15 protein-coding genes are annotated in these 16,398 nt (G+C 64.9%); 8 read left to right on the forward strand and 7 right to left on the reverse strand.

What is annotated here, in order from left to right:
* The first annotated feature begins 1 nt into the window (after window position 1).
* The 3 genes from G7068_RS09545 (at window position 2) to G7068_RS09555 (ending at window position 3,278) form a co-directional block, all read left to right on the forward strand.
* Window positions 2–880: a uroporphyrinogen-III synthase gene (locus G7068_RS09545; protein WP_166291500.1), complete on the forward strand. Its 879-nt coding sequence runs from the start codon at window positions 2–4 to the stop codon at window positions 878–880.
* 11 nt (window positions 881–891) lie between these two features.
* The gene (hemB, locus tag G7068_RS09550) at window positions 892–1,884 is read left to right on the forward strand and encodes a porphobilinogen synthase (protein WP_166293098.1); all 993 of its coding nucleotides are present in this window, start codon (window positions 892–894) and stop codon (window positions 1,882–1,884) included.
* Between the two features lie 80 nt (window positions 1,885–1,964).
* Window positions 1,965–3,278 (forward strand): glutamate-1-semialdehyde 2,1-aminomutase, encoded by a 1,314-nt coding sequence (locus G7068_RS09555; RefSeq protein WP_166291502.1) that lies wholly within the window; start codon window positions 1,965–1,967, stop codon window positions 3,276–3,278.
* A gap of 187 nt (window positions 3,279–3,465) precedes the next feature.
* On the opposite strand, the gene purB is transcribed toward G7068_RS09555, so the two are convergent.
* The 4 genes from purB to G7068_RS09575 all read right to left on the reverse strand — a co-directional run bounded on the left by purB (window position 3,466) and on the right by G7068_RS09575 (window position 6,135).
* Window positions 3,466–4,851 carry an adenylosuccinate lyase gene (gene purB / locus G7068_RS09560; RefSeq protein ID WP_166291504.1) on the reverse strand — a complete coding sequence of 462 codons (1,386 nt, stop codon included), beginning with the start codon at window positions 4,849–4,851 and terminating at the stop codon, window positions 3,466–3,468.
* Window positions 4,852–5,055: 204 nt separating this feature from the next.
* The gene (locus G7068_RS09565) at window positions 5,056–5,220 is read right to left on the reverse strand and encodes a hypothetical protein (protein ID WP_166291506.1); all 165 of its coding nucleotides are present in this window, start codon (window positions 5,218–5,220) and stop codon (window positions 5,056–5,058) included.
* The gene (locus tag G7068_RS09570; protein WP_166291508.1) at window positions 5,220–5,702 is read right to left on the reverse strand and encodes a low molecular weight protein-tyrosine-phosphatase; all 483 of its coding nucleotides are present in this window, start codon (window positions 5,700–5,702) and stop codon (window positions 5,220–5,222) included. Before G7068_RS09570 ends, G7068_RS09565 begins: the two co-directional genes overlap by 1 nt.
* Window positions 5,703–5,721: 19 nt before the next feature.
* Window positions 5,722–6,135 (reverse strand): phage holin family protein, encoded by a 414-nt coding sequence (locus G7068_RS09575; protein WP_166291510.1) that lies wholly within the window; start codon window positions 6,133–6,135, stop codon window positions 5,722–5,724.
* A 190-nt stretch (window positions 6,136–6,325) separates the two neighbouring features.
* Between G7068_RS09575 and G7068_RS09580 the strand changes: the two genes are divergently transcribed.
* From G7068_RS09580 to G7068_RS09595, 4 genes are all read left to right on the forward strand, one after another.
* Window positions 6,326–7,411: a histidinol-phosphate transaminase gene (locus G7068_RS09580; RefSeq protein WP_166291513.1), complete on the forward strand. Its 1,086-nt coding sequence runs from the start codon at window positions 6,326–6,328 to the stop codon at window positions 7,409–7,411.
* Window positions 7,412–7,556: 145 nt separating this feature from the next.
* A complete protein-coding gene (locus G7068_RS09585) occupies window positions 7,557–8,759 on the forward strand; it encodes a thiamine pyrophosphate-dependent enzyme (protein ID WP_166291515.1) in 1,203 nt (400 codons plus the stop codon).
* Entirely contained in the window at window positions 8,756–9,760 is a 1,005-nt protein-coding gene (locus tag G7068_RS09590) for an alpha-ketoacid dehydrogenase subunit beta (protein WP_205881268.1), read from the forward strand. The genes G7068_RS09585 and G7068_RS09590 overlap by 4 nt, the downstream gene beginning before the upstream one ends.
* 32 nt (window positions 9,761–9,792) lie before the next feature.
* Window positions 9,793–11,145, forward strand: a complete 1,353-nt coding sequence (locus tag G7068_RS09595) for a dihydrolipoamide acetyltransferase family protein (protein ID WP_166291517.1) — start codon at window positions 9,793–9,795, stop codon at window positions 11,143–11,145.
* A 244-nt stretch (window positions 11,146–11,389) separates the two neighbouring features.
* Here the strand turns inward: G7068_RS09595 and G7068_RS09600 are convergent, their stop codons facing one another.
* The 3 genes from G7068_RS09600 to G7068_RS09610 form a co-directional block, all read right to left on the reverse strand.
* Window positions 11,390–12,325: a hypothetical protein gene (locus G7068_RS09600; protein ID WP_166291519.1), complete on the reverse strand. Its 936-nt coding sequence runs from the start codon at window positions 12,323–12,325 to the stop codon at window positions 11,390–11,392.
* 314 nt (window positions 12,326–12,639) lie between these two features.
* On the reverse strand, window positions 12,640–14,850 hold the full coding sequence (gene katG, locus G7068_RS09605; protein ID WP_166291521.1) for a catalase/peroxidase HPI: 2,211 nt from the start codon (window positions 14,848–14,850) through the stop codon (window positions 12,640–12,642).
* A 47-nt stretch (window positions 14,851–14,897) separates the two neighbouring features.
* Entirely contained in the window at window positions 14,898–15,347 is a 450-nt protein-coding gene (locus tag G7068_RS09610; protein WP_244304426.1) for a Fur family transcriptional regulator, read from the reverse strand.
* A 237-nt stretch (window positions 15,348–15,584) separates the two neighbouring features.
* On the opposite strand from G7068_RS09610, the gene G7068_RS09615 reads away from it, so the two are divergent.
* Entirely contained in the window at window positions 15,585–16,352 is a 768-nt protein-coding gene (locus tag G7068_RS09615) for an SDR family NAD(P)-dependent oxidoreductase (RefSeq protein ID WP_166291523.1), read from the forward strand.
* Window positions 16,353–16,398: the final 46 nt, after the last annotated feature.

The raw sequence follows: 16,398 nt of genomic DNA on the forward strand, positions 1-16,398 counted from the left end.
GATGACTGAGACGGCAGAGCGGTTGCTCGCGGACGCATCGCTTCGTGGCGCACGGGTGTTGATCCTGCGCGGTGGACCCTGGGGTGATCGCGTCGCGGCCCAGGTGCGTGATCGCGGCGGTGAGCCAATTGTCTACCCGCTGATTGAGATTGAGCCCGTCGATACTCCCGAGTTGCGCGCGGCGGTCGAGCGCTGGAGGCGAGGCGCCTATGACTGGGTTGTGCTGACCAGCGCGAATGCGGTCAACGCGGCACTGGCTGTAGCTGATGGCGCGTTCGAATCGATTGCTGATGCTGGAGGTGCCGCTACGCCTGGCTCAGGATCGGGCTCGGGAGCGGGATCGCGATCCCGCATCGCCGCGGTCGGGCCGGGTACAGCCACCGCAGCACGGGCTGCCGGGCTTGGTGTTGACCTCATGCCCGAGCACGACTTCTCGACCGACGGCCTGATTGCGGCGCTCGACGCCGAACTGAGCAGCGGGCCTAGCTTTGAACAGCAGCGAATCCTCCTGCCGCTATCGAACCTGAGCGATGACCGCCTGCAGACTTGGCTCGCCACCGCCGGGCACCTCGTTGACCGTGTCACCGCTTACGAGACCGTCCAGATTGAACAGGATGTGCGATCCCGAGCCGCATGCGCCACCGCTCTCGCAGACAGCGACCTCATACTCGTGACCAGTGGGTCGGCCGCCCGCGCGCTCGCCGCAAATCTCAGCGCGGTTGACGCTGCTGTGCCACCCACCATCGCGGCCATTGGCGAACCGACCGCAACCGCTCTTCGTGACGTCGGGCTCGCGCCGCAGATTGTCGCGGGCACCCAAACGATCGACGGGCTGCTCGACGCGATTGTCGCTCAAGTGAACGAACCGAACCACCAATAGAAATGACAGTGATGCACACTCCCGCTCCCTCTAACTCTCGTTCGCACCGACCCCGGCGCCTTCGCAGTTCGCCTGCCATGCGCCGTCTGGTGGCCGAGACCAGACTGCACCCGGCAAATCTTGTGCTGCCGGTGTTTGTCCGTGAGGGTATCGACGAACCACGTCCGATCACCTCCATGCCCGGGGTGATGCAGCACACGCTCGAGTCCGTGAGACCGCTCGCCGCCGAGGCCGCCGAGGCCGGGCTGGGAGGCATCATGCTGTTTGGGGTGCCGGCCGAGCGCGATCCACTGGGGAGTGCCGCGGCCGATCCCAATGGCATTCTGAACCTCGCTATTCGCGCGGTTGCCGACGAGGTCGGCGGCGAACTTGTGGTGCAGAGTGACCTGTGCCTTGACGAGTTCACCTCGCACGGACACTGCGGTCTGCTCGACGATGCGGGCCGAGTCGACAACGACGCGACGCTGGAGAGCTACGCGCGCATGGCGGTTGCGCAGGCGGAAGCAGGGGCAGAACTGCTCGGCCTCTCGGGCATGATGGACGGCCAGGTTGCAGTCGTGCGCGAGGCGCTCGACGCGGCGGGGCACATCGACACCGCGATCTTGGCGTACGCGGCAAAGTACGCGTCAGCGTTCTACGGGCCGTTTCGTGAGGCGGTCGACTCGCAGCTGCAGGGCGACCGACGCAGCTACCAGCAGGATCCCGCCAACCGTCGCGAGGGCCTGCGCGAGGCGCTGTTGGACCTCGACGAGGGCGCAGACATCGTCATGGTGAAGCCCGCGATGAGCTACCTCGACGTGCTCTCTGACGTCGCTCGGGTGAGCACGGTTCCCGTCTGGGCGTATCAGGTGTCGGGTGAGGCCGCGATGATCGAGGCGGCCGCGCAGAACGGCTGGATCGACCGCGAGGGTGCGATCCGGGAGTCGCTCGTGAGCATTGCCCGCGCCGGGGCCGACACGGTTCTGAGCTACTTCGCGCTTGAGGCTGCGGCTTGGTGGCGGTGACTGATGGGATCGCTCGCCGCGACTGACCCTCACACCTCGATCTGAACCACTTCAACCCCCAACCACTTGGAGTCACACCCATGACACACCTCACCAACGCAGAACTTGAGACCCGCGCAGGCCGCGTCATCCCTGGCGGAGTCAACTCCCCGGTGCGCGCCTTCGCCTCTGTCGGTGGCACGCCGCGCTACTTCGCTTCAGGCCGCGGACCCTACGTCACCGACGTCGAGGGCCGCGAGTATGTCGACCTCGTTGGGGCCTGGGGGCCCGCCCTGCTGGGGCACGCCTTGCCCGAGGTGGTGTCTGCGGTGCAGGAGGCTGTTGGCCGTGGGCTCGGCTTCGGCGCGTCGGCTCCGGCAGAGGTCGAACTGGCCGAGTTGCTCGTGGCGAAGCTGCCCGATGTCGACAAGGTGCGCCTTGTTTCGACCGGAACCGAAGCCACGATGACGGCCATTCGGATCGCTCGCGGTGCGACCGACAGGCCGCTCATCATCAAGTTTGCCGGTCACTACCACGGTCACTCGGACGGCCTGTTGGCGGCTGCGGGATCGGGGCTCGCGACGCTTGCCCTACCCGGATCAGCCGGGGTGACCGCCGAGACGGCGGCCCAGACCATCGTGCTGCCATACAACGACGTGCTCGCGCTTGAGCAGGCCTTCGCCGAACACGGTTCGCAGATCGCCGCGGTGATCACGGAGGCGGCGGCGGCGAACATGGGTGTTGTCGCGCCGCTGCCCGGATTCACCGCGAGCATGCTCGAGATTGCGCACCGCCACGGCGCGCTCGTGATCACTGACGAGGTGCTCACCGGGTTCCGTGCCGGGCCGACCGGGTACTGGGGATTGGAGCGGGATCAGGTGCCCGCCGAGCAGCGGCCCGATCTCTTCACTTTCGGCAAGGTTGTTGGTGGCGGGTTGCCGCTCGCGGCGGTCGCCGGTCGGGCTGAGCTGATGGACCTGCTCGCTCCCACCGGCCCCGTGTATCAGGGCGGCACACTCTCCGGTAACCCGGTCGCGGCTACTGCCGGGTTGGCGACGTTGCGCGCGGCCGATGACGCGGCGTATTCACGCCTGGGCGCGGCCTCCGATGCGCTCGCCGCAGAGGTGTCGGCGGCGCTCTCTGCTGTTGGTGTTGCGCACCGGGTGCAGCGCGCGGGCACACTCTTCAGTGTGCTGTTTGGTGACTTTCCCGAGGCGCCACGCGGCTATGTCGAAGTACAGCGCCAGAACACTGCGCAGTACGGCGCGTTTTTCCACGCGATGCTCGATGCTGGGGTGTCACTGCCGCCGAGTGCCTACGAGACGTGGTTTGTGTCGGCCGCGCACGATGCAGCCGCGCTCGATCGGGTGGTGCAGGCGCTCCCTGAGGCCGCGCGCCGCGCTGCGACGGTCTGAGAGTCGCGCGCCCGGTGATCCTGTGCGCCCGGTGATCCCGTGCGCTCGGTGATCCTGACCGCAGAGCCCTGACCCAGGCACCGCCCGCGATCCTGCGCTGGCCCCTGACCCCTGACCCCGTGCGGTGAACGCATCTCAACATTATGAGATTCCATAATGTTGAGATGCGTTCACGCGAGGGCGTTCGCTACCGCTTCAGGTAGTCGAGCAGGCGCACCGCGTCGCCGATGTAGGTCGCGGGCGTGAGCTCGAGCAGACGCTGCTTCGCCTCATCGCCGATTTCGAGAGCCTGCACAAACTCGATCAGGTCCTGCTGACCGATGCGGCGACCGCGGGTCAGCTCCTTGAGTGCCGCGTAGGGATCGCTGATGGTCGAGCGGCCCGAGGCCACCTCGGCGCGGATGACGGTCTGGATCGCCTCGCCCAGCACTTCCCAGTTCGCGTCGAGATCGGCAGCAAGTGCCTCGGGGGCCGCGTCGATCTGGCCGAGCCCCTTCAAGATGTTGTCGAGCGCGAGCACCGAGTGGCCAAAGGCGACGCCGATGTTGCGCTGCGCTGAGGAGTCGGTGAGGTCGCGCTGCCAGCGGCTCGTCACGAGTGTCGCCGCGAGCGAGTCGAGCAGCGCGTTCGACAGCTCGAGGTTTGCCTCGGCGTTTTCGAAGCGGATCGGGTTGACCTTGTGCGGCATCGTTGAGGATCCGGTAGCCCCCGCAACCGGGATCTGGCGGAAGTACCCGATCGAGATGTAGCTCCAGATGTCGGTCGCGAGGTTGTGCAGGATCCGGTTCGCGTGCGCGATCCTCGTGTACAGCTCTGCCTGCCAGTCGTGAGACTCGATCTGCGTGGTCAGCGGGTTCCAGTCGAGGCCGAGGCCCTCGACGAACTCCTGCGAGACCTGCATCCAGTCGGTGTTGGGGTCGGCCGCGAGGTGCGCCGCAAACGTGCCGGTCGCGCCCGAGAACTTGCCGAGGTACTCGACGTCGTCGATCTGGTTGAGCTGGCGCTCGAGGCGGTACACAAAGACCGCGAGCTCTTTGCCGAGGGTTGTCGGGGTTGCGGGCTGGCCGTGTGTGCGGCTCATCATCGGCAACTCGCGGTACTGCTCGGCCTGGCGCGCGATCTCCGCGATGACCTTCTCGAAGCGCGGGCGCCACACGTCGGCGACGGCCTGCTTCACGGTGAGCGCGTACGACAGGTTGTTGATGTCTTCGCTCGTGCAGCAAACGTGAGTCAGCTCGGCGATCGTGTCGAGCCCCTGCGCGCTCAGCTGATCCCGAACCAAGTACTCGACGGCCTTCACGTCGTGCTGTGTGGTCGCCTCGATCTCGGCGAGCTTGTCGATCTCGGCCTGGCCGAAGTTCGCGGCCCACTCACGCAGTGTCGCGACCTGCTCGGTGCTGAGGGGCGATCCACCCAGCAGTGAGTGCGAGGTGAGGTAAATCAGCCACTCGACCTCGACGTGCACGCGTGCCTTGTTGAGCCCCGCCTCAGAGAGCGTGTTGCCGAGGTCAGCGACCGCCGCGCGGTAGCGTCCGTCGAGCGGGCTGATGGGCTGCGGGGGCATGGGCGTCATTGGGTCTCCGTGCTGGTAGGGGGCTCGGCGTGCGAGCTTTGTGCATAGGCCGGGTCTATTCTCCCATGCCTCTCGGATGCCTCTCCCATCCCTCTCGCGTGAGGCCTTGTGCAGCCACATGTCAGCCGGTGTTCACATGTCAGCCGGTGCAGAACCCGCGATCCTGTCCGGCTGACATGCCACTACCGGTTGACGTGCGGCGGCCTAGTGAATGGCCGCAGCAACGAGCATTCCCACGGAGCCCATCGGCCCAAAGATGCCCTTCGCGTCGACGAAGCTCAGAAAAATGAACAGTGCGCTGAGTACCGCGAGGATCAGTCCGGCCCACACAAACGCTGAGACGGGTTCGAGCTCTTGCGTATCTTCCATCAGTTCTCACCTCTCAGACGCTCAAGCAGCACTCGGCAGCTGCGCTCAACCTGCTCAAGCACCCGGTCGAACGCGTCGTCGTCAGACCAGTACGGGTCGAATACGTCGGGATCGTCGGGTTGTTCGGGATCGAACTCGGTCAGCAACACAACACGATCGGGATCCGCGCCGCGCTCCAGCATGAGCTCTTTGTGCCCGCGATCGAGCGCAACGAGCAGCTCATTGCCGGCGATGTCCGCGTCGCTGAGCTGCGCGGCCCGGTGTTGTTCACCGTCGTAACCGCGCCTCGCGAGTGCGGTCAAGGTTCGCGGATCGGCCTGGTTGCCAACATGCCAGTCGCCCATGCCGCGCGAGGTAATAACGAAGCGATCGCCGATCCCCGCCTCTTCAACCATGCGCCGAAACACGACCTCTCCCATAGGGGAGCGGCAGATATTGCCGGTGCAGACGAAGCTGAGGTGGAGTGGCGATGGAGTGGTCATCTCTCCAGTCTGCCTGAGATTAGTGATCCCGGTCGTGCTTGCGGTTTGTGCCGAGCAGGCCGTTGAGAATTCCGGACAGAATCGACAGCACCAGCGCCGCGAGCACGCCCCACCAGAAGTTATCGATGCGAAGTCCGAAGCCAGCGAGGTCCGACAGCCAAGCGACGATCGCAAACATAATGCCGTTGATGATCAGGCCGAAGAGCCCGAGCGTCAGAATGTAGAGCGGGATCGACACGAACCTCACCAGTTTGCCGAGCGTGCCATTGACGAGGCCAAACACGAGAGCCACGAGCACCAGCGTGATGAGGTACCCGTCATTGCCTTCCCCGAACGGCTCGACCCACACGCCGTGGTTACCGCTGCCACCGACGATGAGCGTGGTGAGCCACAGGGCAAAGGAACTGACGAGAATGCGGGCGAGTGTGCGCATGGGTCTATTGTGCCACTGGTGGAGTCTGCCCGCGCGGTTCTTGCACGAGGTCCTGCCTTAACGACGAGAGGCCTACTTAATCACGGGTTGGAAACCGTGCCTCTCGTCGGATTCCTGTGCACTCGTCGTGGGGTGGCGTGGGGATTGGGACTGGCAGCGTGCCGAGTCGCCGCTCACTACACTGAATCCCATGACCGACACCCCCGCACCCGCCGTGCGCCTGCGCGCAGATGTACTCGCTGTTCCCGCGTACCGACAGGGCGCAACCCCAACAAAGCCGGGGTACAAACTGTCGAGCAACGAGAACCCGTTTCCACCCCTGCCCGGAGTGCTCGAGGCGATTCGGGATCGCGGTGACATCAACCGCTACGCCGCAGCTGCGATGCCCGACCTGCGTGCTGCGATCGCCGCACAGTTCAGTGTCGGCAGCGACCACGTTCATATCGGTGCAGGATCGGCGGCGCTGCTGTACCAGCTCGTGCAGGCGGCCGCCGGGCCGGGCGACGGGGTGCTGTTCGCGTGGCCGAGTTTCGAAGCGTACCCGTCTCTTGGGTTGGCCTCGGGTGCCGAGAACATTCCTGTTCCGCTGAACGATCGTGCCGAGCACGACCTCGACGCTATGGCCGCTGCGGTAACCGAGCGCACCCGCGTGATCCTGCTCTGTAGCCCCAACAACCCAACGGGCCCAAGCATTCGCCGCGATGCGTTCGACCGCTTTATGCAGCTGGTGCCTGCCGACACGCTCGTGATCCTCGACGAGGCCTACCGCGAGTTCGTCACTGACCCCGAGGCCGTGTTCGGTGAGCACGTGCTTGGGCTGCACCCCAACCTCGTTGTGCTGCGCACTTTCTCGAAGGCGTACGGGCTTGCCGGGCTGCGACTCGGCTACGCCGTCGGGGCTCCCGCGATCCTCGCCGCCGCCGCGAGTGTTGCCGTGCCGCTTTCGGTGACCGGGCTCGCCGAGTCCGCTGCTTTGGCCGCACTTACGTCGGAATCCCAAAAGGAGCAGCGCGCCCGCATTGCCGTGCTGACCGAGCGCCGAGACGCGCTCGCCGCAGGGCTGCGTGAGCTGGGTCTCGACATTCCAGTGCCGCAGGGCAACTTCGTGTGGATTCCGCAGAGCGCTCGTGTCGACGCGGCGTCGCTGGCAGCGGTGTTCGCCGAGGAGGGCACCCTCGTGCGGCCATTCCCCGGGGCGGGAGTGCGCATCTCGGTCGGCGAGGCGGAGAGTGTGCCCGTGGTGCTTGAGGTGGTGCGCGGGTACCTGGCCTCTTAGAGTGAACGCTTCTCAACTTTATGCTTCGTCATAAGGTTGAGAAGCGTTCACCGCGCGGTGCCAGCCAGCACCCACCCGCCCACATTCCCTAACGAAACGCTTTATATCCGCCCGATGTCGGTGGTGCTCGTTACACTTGGTCGGGATGAATACGCACACGATTGATGCCCCACTTCACGGGGGTGCAGATCCCGAGCCGATCCGCTTTCTCGACGAGGCTGGCAACTACGCTCCGTCCGATTCGGCGGCCGCATTTGCCGACGAGCTTGAAGGTGTCGGGGTTGAAGAGTTCAAGCTGTGGTACCGCGACATGGTTACCACTCGCGCATTCGATACCGAGTGCACGCACCTACAGCGCCAGGGCCAGCTCGCCCTCTGGGTGCCCAGCGTTGGGCAAGAGGGCTGCCAGGTCGGGCTGGGTCGCGCGAGCGAGCCACAGGATCACATCTTCCCCGCGTACCGCGAGCACGCAGTCGCTGGGATCCGCGGTGTTGACTTCGTGAACGTCGCCAAGCTGTTCCGCGGTTTGACGCACGGCGGCTGGGACGTCACGGATCCCGCCAACGGCAATTTCCATCTCTACACGCTGGTGCTCGGTGCGCAGGCGCAGCACGCCACCGGCTACGCGCTCGGGCAGTTGCTCGATGCAAAGCGCGAGGCGGGCGACACCTCCCTCGACCCGGGCGAGGCAGGCACCGCAACCGGCAACGCCACGATGGTGTTCTACGGTGATGGCACCTCAAGTCAGGGTGACGCCAACGAATCGATGGTATTCGCCGCGAGCTACCAGACCCCCGAGGTCTTTGTCGTGCAGAACAACCGCTGGGCCATCTCCGTTCCCGTCGCACGCCAGTCACGCACACCGCTCTACCGCCGTGCACTCGGGTTCGGGATCCGGGCCGTGCAAATCGACGGCAACGATCCACTCGCGGCCTACGCCGTCGGGCGTCGCTTCCTCGGACTCGCGCGCACCGGCCAGGGCCCGGGTTACATTGAGGCCCTCACCTACCGCATCGGCGCACACACGACGAGCGACGATCCCACCCGCTACCGCGAAGACGGCGAGCTTGAGAGCTGGCAGCAGCGCGACCCCATCGAGCGCCTCGAAGCCTACCTGCGCTCGCTCGGCGTGACCGACGACTTCTTTGAAGAGGTGCGTGTCGCCGCCGACGTTGAGGCGAAGCGCGTGCGTGATGTGATCCTGACGCTGCCGTCCCCGACAGCCGACTCGATGTTCGCGAACGTGTACTCCGAGCCCCACCCGCGCATCGAAGAGCAGCGCGCCTGGTTGGAGCGCTACGAGGCCTCGTTCGAAGAAGCAGATGTACAGGGAGGGGTCGCCAAGTGAGCGCCGACATTCAGGCTCTAAGTGAGCGCGCGAACCTTCCCCTTGCAAAGGCGATCAACGAGGGCCTTCGCGCCGCGATGCTGGCCGACGACCGTGTGATCCTCATGGGCGAAGACATCGGCCCTCTGGGCGGCGTCTTCCGCGTGACCGACAAGCTGCAGGCGGAGTTCGGATCCGCGCGGGTGCTCGACACTCCACTCGCTGAGTCGGGCATCATTGGCAGCGCCATTGGCCTCGCAATGCGCGGCTACCGCCCGGTTATTGAGATCCAGTTCGATGGGTTCATCTTTCCCGGGTTCAACCAGATCGTCACGCAGCTCGCAAAGATCACGAACCGCCACGACGGTACGGTGTCGATGCCCGTGGTGATCCGCGTGCCTTACGGCGGCCACATCGGCGCGGTTGAGCACCACCAAGAGAGCCCCGAGGCCTACTTCGCTCACACGCCCGGTCTGCGGGTTGTCGCACCGTCGACGCCGCACGATGCCTACTGGATGATTCAGCAGGCCATCCAGTCAAACGACCCCGTGCTGTTCTTTGAGCCCAAGGCGAAGTACTGGCACAAGGGCGAGGTGGATCCGGCTGCCCCGGCGGGCGAGCTGCACCAAACGAGGGTTGCCCGTATCGGCAGCGACGTCACCGTGGTTGGCCACGGTGCAATGGTCGCCACCCTGCTGCAGGCCGCAGAGGTCGCCTCGCAAGAAGGCACGAGTCTTGAGGTGGTTGATCTGCGCAGCATCTCGCCGATCGACTACGAACCGCTGCTCGCCTCCGTGCGCAAGACGGGGCGTCTCGTTGTCGCTCAAGAAGCGCAGGGTGGCGTGAGTCTCGGCAGCGAGATTGCCGCCCACGTTGCGGAGCACGCCTTCTACTCGCTGCAGGCCCCGGTGCTGCGGGTCGCCGGTTACGACGTTCCCTTCCCGCCCGCGCGGCTCGAAGGCCTCTACCTGCCCGACGCCGATCGTGTGCTTGAGGCCGTCGACCGTACAATGCACTACTAGACCCTGCATCACAGAAGAACCAAGGAGCTGCCATGAGCGAAATGACGTTCCCCCTTCCCGATGTGGGCGAGGGATTGACCGAGGCCGAGATCGTCACGTGGCACGTGGCGGCGGGCGACACCGTCGAACTGAACCAGGTGATCTGCGAGATCGAAACCGCGAAGTCGCTGGTCGAGCTGCCGTCGCCGTTCACCGGTGAGGTGACCGAGCTGCTCGCCGAGGTGGGCCAGACGGTTCCCGTTGGTGATCCAATCTTGAAGGTGGCCGTGAACGATGGGGTCGAGGCTCCTGAAGCCGCGTCGCCCGCTGCCCCCGCCATACCGGCCGCACCCGCGGCCGTCAGGGAAGACTTTGCGCACACGAGTGCCGATGTCGCCAACTCGATCCAAAAAGACGACGAGGGCGGCGCCGTTCTCGTCGGCTATGGCACCGCGGGCGCAGTGCAGTCGCGCCGTCGCAGTGGTGGCGAGCCGCTGCTGGGTGGCGCAGGATCGGCGAACCCGTCGATCCCCGTGGCTCACGCACTTCCGGTCATCGCAAAACCGCCGATCCGCAAGCTGGCGAAAGACCTGGGCGTAGAGCTCTCCCACATTTCGGGCACCGGGATCGCGGGCGAGATTTTGCGCGACGACGTTGTGCGGCAGGCCTCGCAGGCCAGTGTGTTCCGCAATATCGTCACCCCCGAGGTGCCGTCGGAGCGCGAAGAGCGCATCCCGGTTAAGGGCGTGCGCAAGCAGGTTGCTCAGGCGATGGTGGCCTCGAAGTTCACGGCTCCCCACGTCAGTGTGTTCACCGAGGTCGATGCGACCCGCACGATGGAGTTCGTGAAGCGCCTCAAAGCCTCAACCGATTTTGCTGGCGTGAAGGTTTCGCCGCTGCTCATCTTCGCAAAGGCGATGCTGTGGGCGGTGCGCCGCAATCCGCAGGTCAACTCGAAGTGGACCGACGAAGAAATCATCCGCCACAATTTCGTGAACCTCGGCATCGCGGCCGCAACGCCACGCGGCCTGCTCGTGCCGAACATCAAGGACGCTCAGGATCTGAGCCTGCTCGAACTCGCGCGCGCTATTGAACAGCTCACCATCACCGCGCGCGACGGACGCACGCAGCCCGCCGAGATGGCGAACGGCACAATCACACTCACCAACATCGGTGTGTTCGGCATGGACTTCGGGCTGCCGATCTTGAACCCGGGTGAGGTCGCGATCCTCGCGATGGGCACGATCAAGCAGAAGCCGTGGGTTGTTGACGGCGAGGTGCGCCCGCGCATGGTGACGACGGTTGGTGGATCGTTCGATCACCGCGTCGTTGACGGTGATGTGGTGTCGCGCTTCGTGGCCGACGTCGCCTCGGTGCTTGAGGAACCCGCGCTGCTGCTCGACTGATTGGTGTTCGACTGAGAGCTGCTCGACAGAGTACTGCGGGCCAGCACGGCCTGCGCTCAGTCGTGCTTTGCATTGGCTCAAAAGCCTCGCACTGGCGGCAAGGAAACTAACCATGGGCAAGGAAACGAACTGGTTGGGATCCTTGCCACCAGTTAGTTTCCTTGCCTCTCATGAGTGGGTTTTCCTCTGACCGCCGCTCCGGCTGTCCGCGCTTCCTTGCGAGCAGTTTCGTGCGAGCGCGCCACTAGCCTTTCGGATCAGAGAGACTGACCTCGCCCGTGTCGCCGTTATATTCGAAGACCTTGCCGTCTTGCATGGTGTATTTGACACTGGAGCCGAGGGGCCTCTGGGCGAGGAGCTGATTTTCCATGTACTTCGCCTGTTTGGCCCATTGCGTGGCGTCCGCGTCGCTGACCGGGCCAAACCGCGTGGCTGATTTCATGTCGGTGAGGATGAATTGCATGGCGAGATAGGCGCCGGTGTTTTCCTTTGTCTCGGGGATCTTTTGCCAGAGGGTGCCGTCGTCGTAAGACTGCTTGAGTTGCGCTTGGAATGCCTCGATCCGCTCGCCGATAGGACCCGTGCCCTCAATCTCGGGGTCGTTCGGGCCGAACACCCTCTCCCCGTCGTTGGAGTCCTGCGGTTCTGGCTCTGACTCGGGCGTCTTTGTGGGTGCGGGTGTCGCCTTGTCTGTTGTGGTTGACGAGGGTGCGGCGGTGGTATCTGCAGAGCTCTGGCCAGAGAGGAGAACCACAACCGTCACGGTCGCCGCGGTGACCAGGAGCACACCGCCAAGAATGGAGCCAATCAGGATCCCGGTTTTCTTCTTCTGAGGATTCTGGCCGGGACCTCCCGCTGCGCCGAAGGTCGGCGGCTGCATTTGGGGCGGAGCGTACTGTGGCGTTGGAATGCCCGGGGCAAGCGGTACAGCGTACGGTGACTGCTGCTCGGGCGGCAGCTGCGGCTGCGGGTGCATCGGTGGCTGGATCTGCGGTGGCTGGGCCTGCGGCGGCTGATGAGGCGCGTAGGGTGACCCTAGAGGGGGAGCCAAAAGTTGCGCCTGATTCGGATCGAGGGTTGACGGCTGCGGGTTGGCCGGTGGTTGTGCGGCCGGAGCTTGGGGTGGAACGCCATTCGGGTTTGGTATTTGCGAAGGATCCTGGCCCTGTTGGTCTGTCACTGCTTCTCCATGGTCATTCTGTACGGCCGTTTTCTGAACGTGCTATTGGCGATCTGTGGACTTCCCCGACACTCAGAGTACCTAGTTTTGGCGGATAGTTTGCGCGATGCCGATGCACTGATGCCGCTCACCAGCGGCCCCGGGCTCCCCCGCGGGTCGCTTGGGCACAGTATTCTGCGCTGAAACTGTACCTAAGTGACCCGGAAGGTTCAGCACGAAGAGCCGAATCGGCTCGCTGTAGAAATAGAAGAGGGGCCGCTCCAGATGGAACGGCCCCTCAACGCTGCGCGGAATCCCGCGCTCAGCGTGTGTGACTAGCGCAGATCGAAGCGATCCAGGTCTGCAACCTTGGCCCACGCCGCGACGAAGTCGGCGACAAACTTGTCTGCCGCGTCATCGCTCGCGTAGACCTCGGCGACCGCGCGCAGCTCGCTGTTCGAGCCGAACACGAGGTCGGCACGGGTGCCGGTCCAGCGCTCGGCACCGGTGGCCTCATCGGTTCCGATGAAGGTGCGCGAGTCCGCGTCAGCCGAACGCCACTGCGTGTTGAGGTCGAGCAGGTTCACGAAGAAGTCGTTCGTGAGCACACCCGGGCGCTCGGTGAGAACACCGTGCTTCGAGCCGTCCCAGTTCGTGTCGAGCACGCGCATGCCACCCAGCAGCACCGTCATTTCGGGAGCCGACAGGTTCAGCAGGTTCGCGCGATCGACCAGCAGGTGCTCGGCGGGCATGCCGAGTGCACGAGCGCTCTCGTAGTTGCGGAAGCCGTCTGCTGCCGGGTTCAAGTAGTCGTACGACTCGACATCGGTCTGCTCTGGTGTGGCATCGGTGCGACCCGGGGTGAACGGGATCGTGACGCTGTGACCGGCAGCCGCAGCCGCCTGCTTCACGCCAACGTTGCCGGCGATGACCGTCAGGTCTGCGAACGAGACCTGCTTGCCACCCGCAGCCGAGGCATTGAACTCGGCCTGAATCTTCTCGAGCCCGGCAACAACGCGAGCCAGCTGCTCGGGGCGGTTGACCTCCCACGAACGCTGCGGCTCAAGCCGCAGACGGCCACCATTGGCGCCACCTCGCTTGTCGCTGCCGCGGAACGAACCCGCTGCAGCCCAGCCGGTCGAGACGAGCTCGCCAACCGAGAAGCCTGCGTCTGCGATCGAGGCCTCGAGCGACGCGACGTCTGCCGCGTCAATGAGCTCGTAGTCGCGAGCGGGAATCGGATCCTGCCAGATCAGCTCTTCTGCGGGAACCTCAGGGCCGAGGTAGCGCGACTTCGGGCCGAGATCGCGGTGGGTCAGCTTGAACCATGCACGACGGTAGGCCTCGGTGAAGGCCTCGTGGTCTTCCTTGAAGCGGAGCGAGATCTCGCGGTAGGCGGGATCTTCACGCAGTGAGATGTCGGTGGTCAGCATGCGGGGCTCGCGGCGCCCGTCACCCTGCGCCATCGGAACCATGTCGGATCCGCCGCCGTCCTTCGGACGCCAGTGGTAGTGGCCACCCTCGCCGGTCACACACTCCCACTCGTAGGCGAAGAGAATGTGGAAGAACTCGTTGTCCCAGCGCGTGGGGTGGTAGGTCCAGGTGACCTCGAGGCCCGATCCGATGGTGTCGTTGCCAACACCGGTGCCGAAGTTGCCTTTCCAGCCGAGACCCATCTGCTCCATCGGAGCGTCTTCGGGGTCTGGCCCGACGTGCTCACTGTCGGGAGCAGCACCGTGGGTCTTGCCGAAGGTGTGACCACCCGCGATGAGGGCGACGGTTTCTTCGTCGTCCATGGCCATGCGCTTGAAGGTCTCGCGAATCTGGTCAGCAGCGAGGATCGGATCCGGGTTTGCGCCGGGGCCCTCGGGGTTGACGTAGATGAGGCCCATCATGGTCGCGCCGAGCGGCTTCAGCAGCTCCTTGTCGCCATCGAAGCGGGCGTCATCACCGAGCCAGGACTTCTCTGAGCCCCAGTACACGTCGTCGTCTGGCTCCCACACGTCGGGTCGTCCGCCAGCAAAGCCGAACGTGGGCATGCCCATCTGCTCGTGAGCGACGTTGCCAGCGAGGATCATCAGGTCACCCCACGAGAGTGACTTGCCGTACTTCTTCTTGACGGGCCACAGCAGGCGGCGAGCCTTGTCGAGGCCGACGTTGTCTGGCCAGCTGTTCAGGGGAGCGAAGCGCTGCTGCCCGGTGCCACCGCCACCGCGACCGTCGAAGACGCGGTAGGTACCGGCGCTGTGCCAGGCCATACGAATCATGAGGGGGCCGTAGTTGCCGAAGTCGGCGGGCCACCAGGGCTGCGACTCGGTGAGCACGCCCGCGATGTCCTGTTTGACCGCGGCCAGATCGAGGCCCTCAAACGCGGCCTTGTAGTCGAAATCTGCACCCTGGGGGTTCGCAACAGCGGGATTCTTCGCGAGGATTTTCAGGTTGAGGCGCTCGGGCCACCAGTCGGTGTTGCTCGTCGCTGCCATGGGGGAGGCGGATCCTGCGCCGCCGTGATCGACGGGGCATCCATTCTCTGCTGACACTGTCATTCCTTTCTTCGGGGTACTGCTGTGAGTGTGGCATGGGCCACAGACATTTAGGGTTGAGGAGTTTTGTCGCACTCCGCGCACACTCCGCGGAACGTCACGTCGGCCTGCAGGATCCGCATGCCGTGTGCGTCGCTCGGCGTGAGACAAGGTGCCGCGCCAACCGCGCAGTCGACATCTTCGATGCGACCGCAACGCACGCACTGTAAGTGGTGGTGGTTGTCGTCGGTGCGAGTCTCGTAGCGCGCGCCGCCTGGGCCGAGAGGATCGATGCGCCGAATAATGCCGTGCGCCGTGAGATCTTGCACAATGTTGTGCACCGACTGCAGCGTGAGTGCGGGCAGCTCGTTGGTGAGTGCGGTGTGCAGTTCATTGGCGGTAGTATGCGGATGCGCGGTGAGGTGTTCAAGTGCCGCGATCCTGCCCGATGTGCTCTTGAGCCCGTTTTCGCGCAGGCGCTCGCTCCACGCGGCGGAGTCGAAAGCGGTAAGCGGGAGCACGTTCCCACTCTATCTTATTTTGAGTCATTCAAAATTAAGCGACGCGCTGTGTGGCGCTTTCGTCGACCAAAGGCATGCTTAGTAGCGAGAGGCCATCTAAATTGCGGTGTTTAAGCATGCCTCTCGTTGGGAAGCATGCCTCTGGTCGGGATAAGGGCGGCGAGCCGCCGTCTGCAAAGATGGGAGGTGGCAGGGCCAAACGCAACACCCGCCCGGCCAGAGCGCAAAGGAGACTCCATGAAACTGCAGAACATGAGCGCCGTCGTTACCGGCGCCGCCTCGGGGCTCGGTGCCGCAACGGCGGCACGCCTCGCCGCGCAGGGAGTGCATGTGCTCGGGATCGATCTTGCCGCGAGCATCGAAGCAGCCGGAACGCCACCAGAGCGGGTGCAGTACCGATCCGCAGACGTGACCGACGAGCAGCAGGTGGCCGAGGCGCTCACGGCACTAGAGAGCCACACGATCCCACCCCTGCGCCTCGCCGTGAACTGCGCTGGCATCGCGCCCGCAAGACGGCTCCTTTCCTCGCGCGGCGTACACGACCTCGAGACCTTCCAGCGCACCATCAACATCAACCTGGTGGGCACCTTCAACGTGCTACGGCTTGCGGCCGAGCGCATGGCCGCGCAGGACCCCCTCGACGAGTCGGGGCAGCGCGGAGTCATCGTGAACACCGCCTCGGTCGCCGCCTACGAGGGGCAGATCGGGCAAGTTGCCTACGCCGCTTCGAAGGGAGGGGTTGTTGCGATGGGCATCGCCGCGGCTCGGGATCTTGCGCGCAGCGGCATTCGCGTGAACACCATCGCGCCGGGTGTCGTGGAGACCCCAATGCTTGCGGGGCTCGGTGCAGAGGTGAGCGACGCGCTCGCCGCATCCGTGCCGTTTCCGCACCGGCTCGCGCGGCCCGACGAGTTTGCGCAGCTCGTCACCATGATCGCCGAGCACGACTATCTCAACGGCGAAACGATTCGCATGGACGGTGCGCTGCGCATGCCGCCGCAGTAGTTGATCCCGAACCGCGTTGCCACACCAAACCCCCAAAGGAACACAC

Source organism: Leucobacter viscericola, assembly GCF_011299575.1.
GTDB classification, from domain to species: Bacteria; Actinomycetota; Actinomycetes; order Actinomycetales; family Microbacteriaceae; genus Leucobacter; species Leucobacter viscericola.

What these genes read in the sequence shown, in the direction of transcription:
- G7068_RS09545 (WP_166291500.1), top strand. Translation starts at nt 2, where the DNA reads ATGACTGAGACGGCAGAGCGGTTGCTCGCGGACGCATCGCTTCGTGGC.
- hemB (WP_166293098.1), top strand. Translation starts at nt 892, where the DNA reads ATGCACACTCCCGCTCCCTCTAACTCTCGTTCGCACCGACCCCGGCGC.
- G7068_RS09555 (WP_166291502.1), top strand. Translation starts at nt 1,965, where the DNA reads ATGACACACCTCACCAACGCAGAACTTGAGACCCGCGCAGGCCGCGTC.
- purB (WP_166291504.1), bottom strand. Translation starts at nt 4,851, where the DNA reads ATGACGCCCATGCCCCCGCAGCCCATCAGCCCGCTCGACGGACGCTAC.
- G7068_RS09565 (WP_166291506.1), bottom strand. Translation starts at nt 5,220, where the DNA reads ATGGAAGATACGCAAGAGCTCGAACCCGTCTCAGCGTTTGTGTGGGCC.
- G7068_RS09570 (WP_166291508.1), bottom strand. Translation starts at nt 5,702, where the DNA reads ATGACCACTCCATCGCCACTCCACCTCAGCTTCGTCTGCACCGGCAAT.
- G7068_RS09575 (WP_166291510.1), bottom strand. Translation starts at nt 6,135, where the DNA reads ATGCGCACACTCGCCCGCATTCTCGTCAGTTCCTTTGCCCTGTGGCTC.
- G7068_RS09580 (WP_166291513.1), top strand. Translation starts at nt 6,326, where the DNA reads ATGACCGACACCCCCGCACCCGCCGTGCGCCTGCGCGCAGATGTACTC.
- G7068_RS09585 (WP_166291515.1), top strand. Translation starts at nt 7,557, where the DNA reads ATGAATACGCACACGATTGATGCCCCACTTCACGGGGGTGCAGATCCC.
- G7068_RS09595 (WP_166291517.1), top strand. Translation starts at nt 9,793, where the DNA reads ATGAGCGAAATGACGTTCCCCCTTCCCGATGTGGGCGAGGGATTGACC.
- katG (WP_166291521.1), bottom strand. Translation starts at nt 14,850, where the DNA reads ATGACAGTGTCAGCAGAGAATGGATGCCCCGTCGATCACGGCGGCGCA.
- G7068_RS09615 (WP_166291523.1), top strand. Translation starts at nt 15,585, where the DNA reads ATGAAACTGCAGAACATGAGCGCCGTCGTTACCGGCGCCGCCTCGGGG.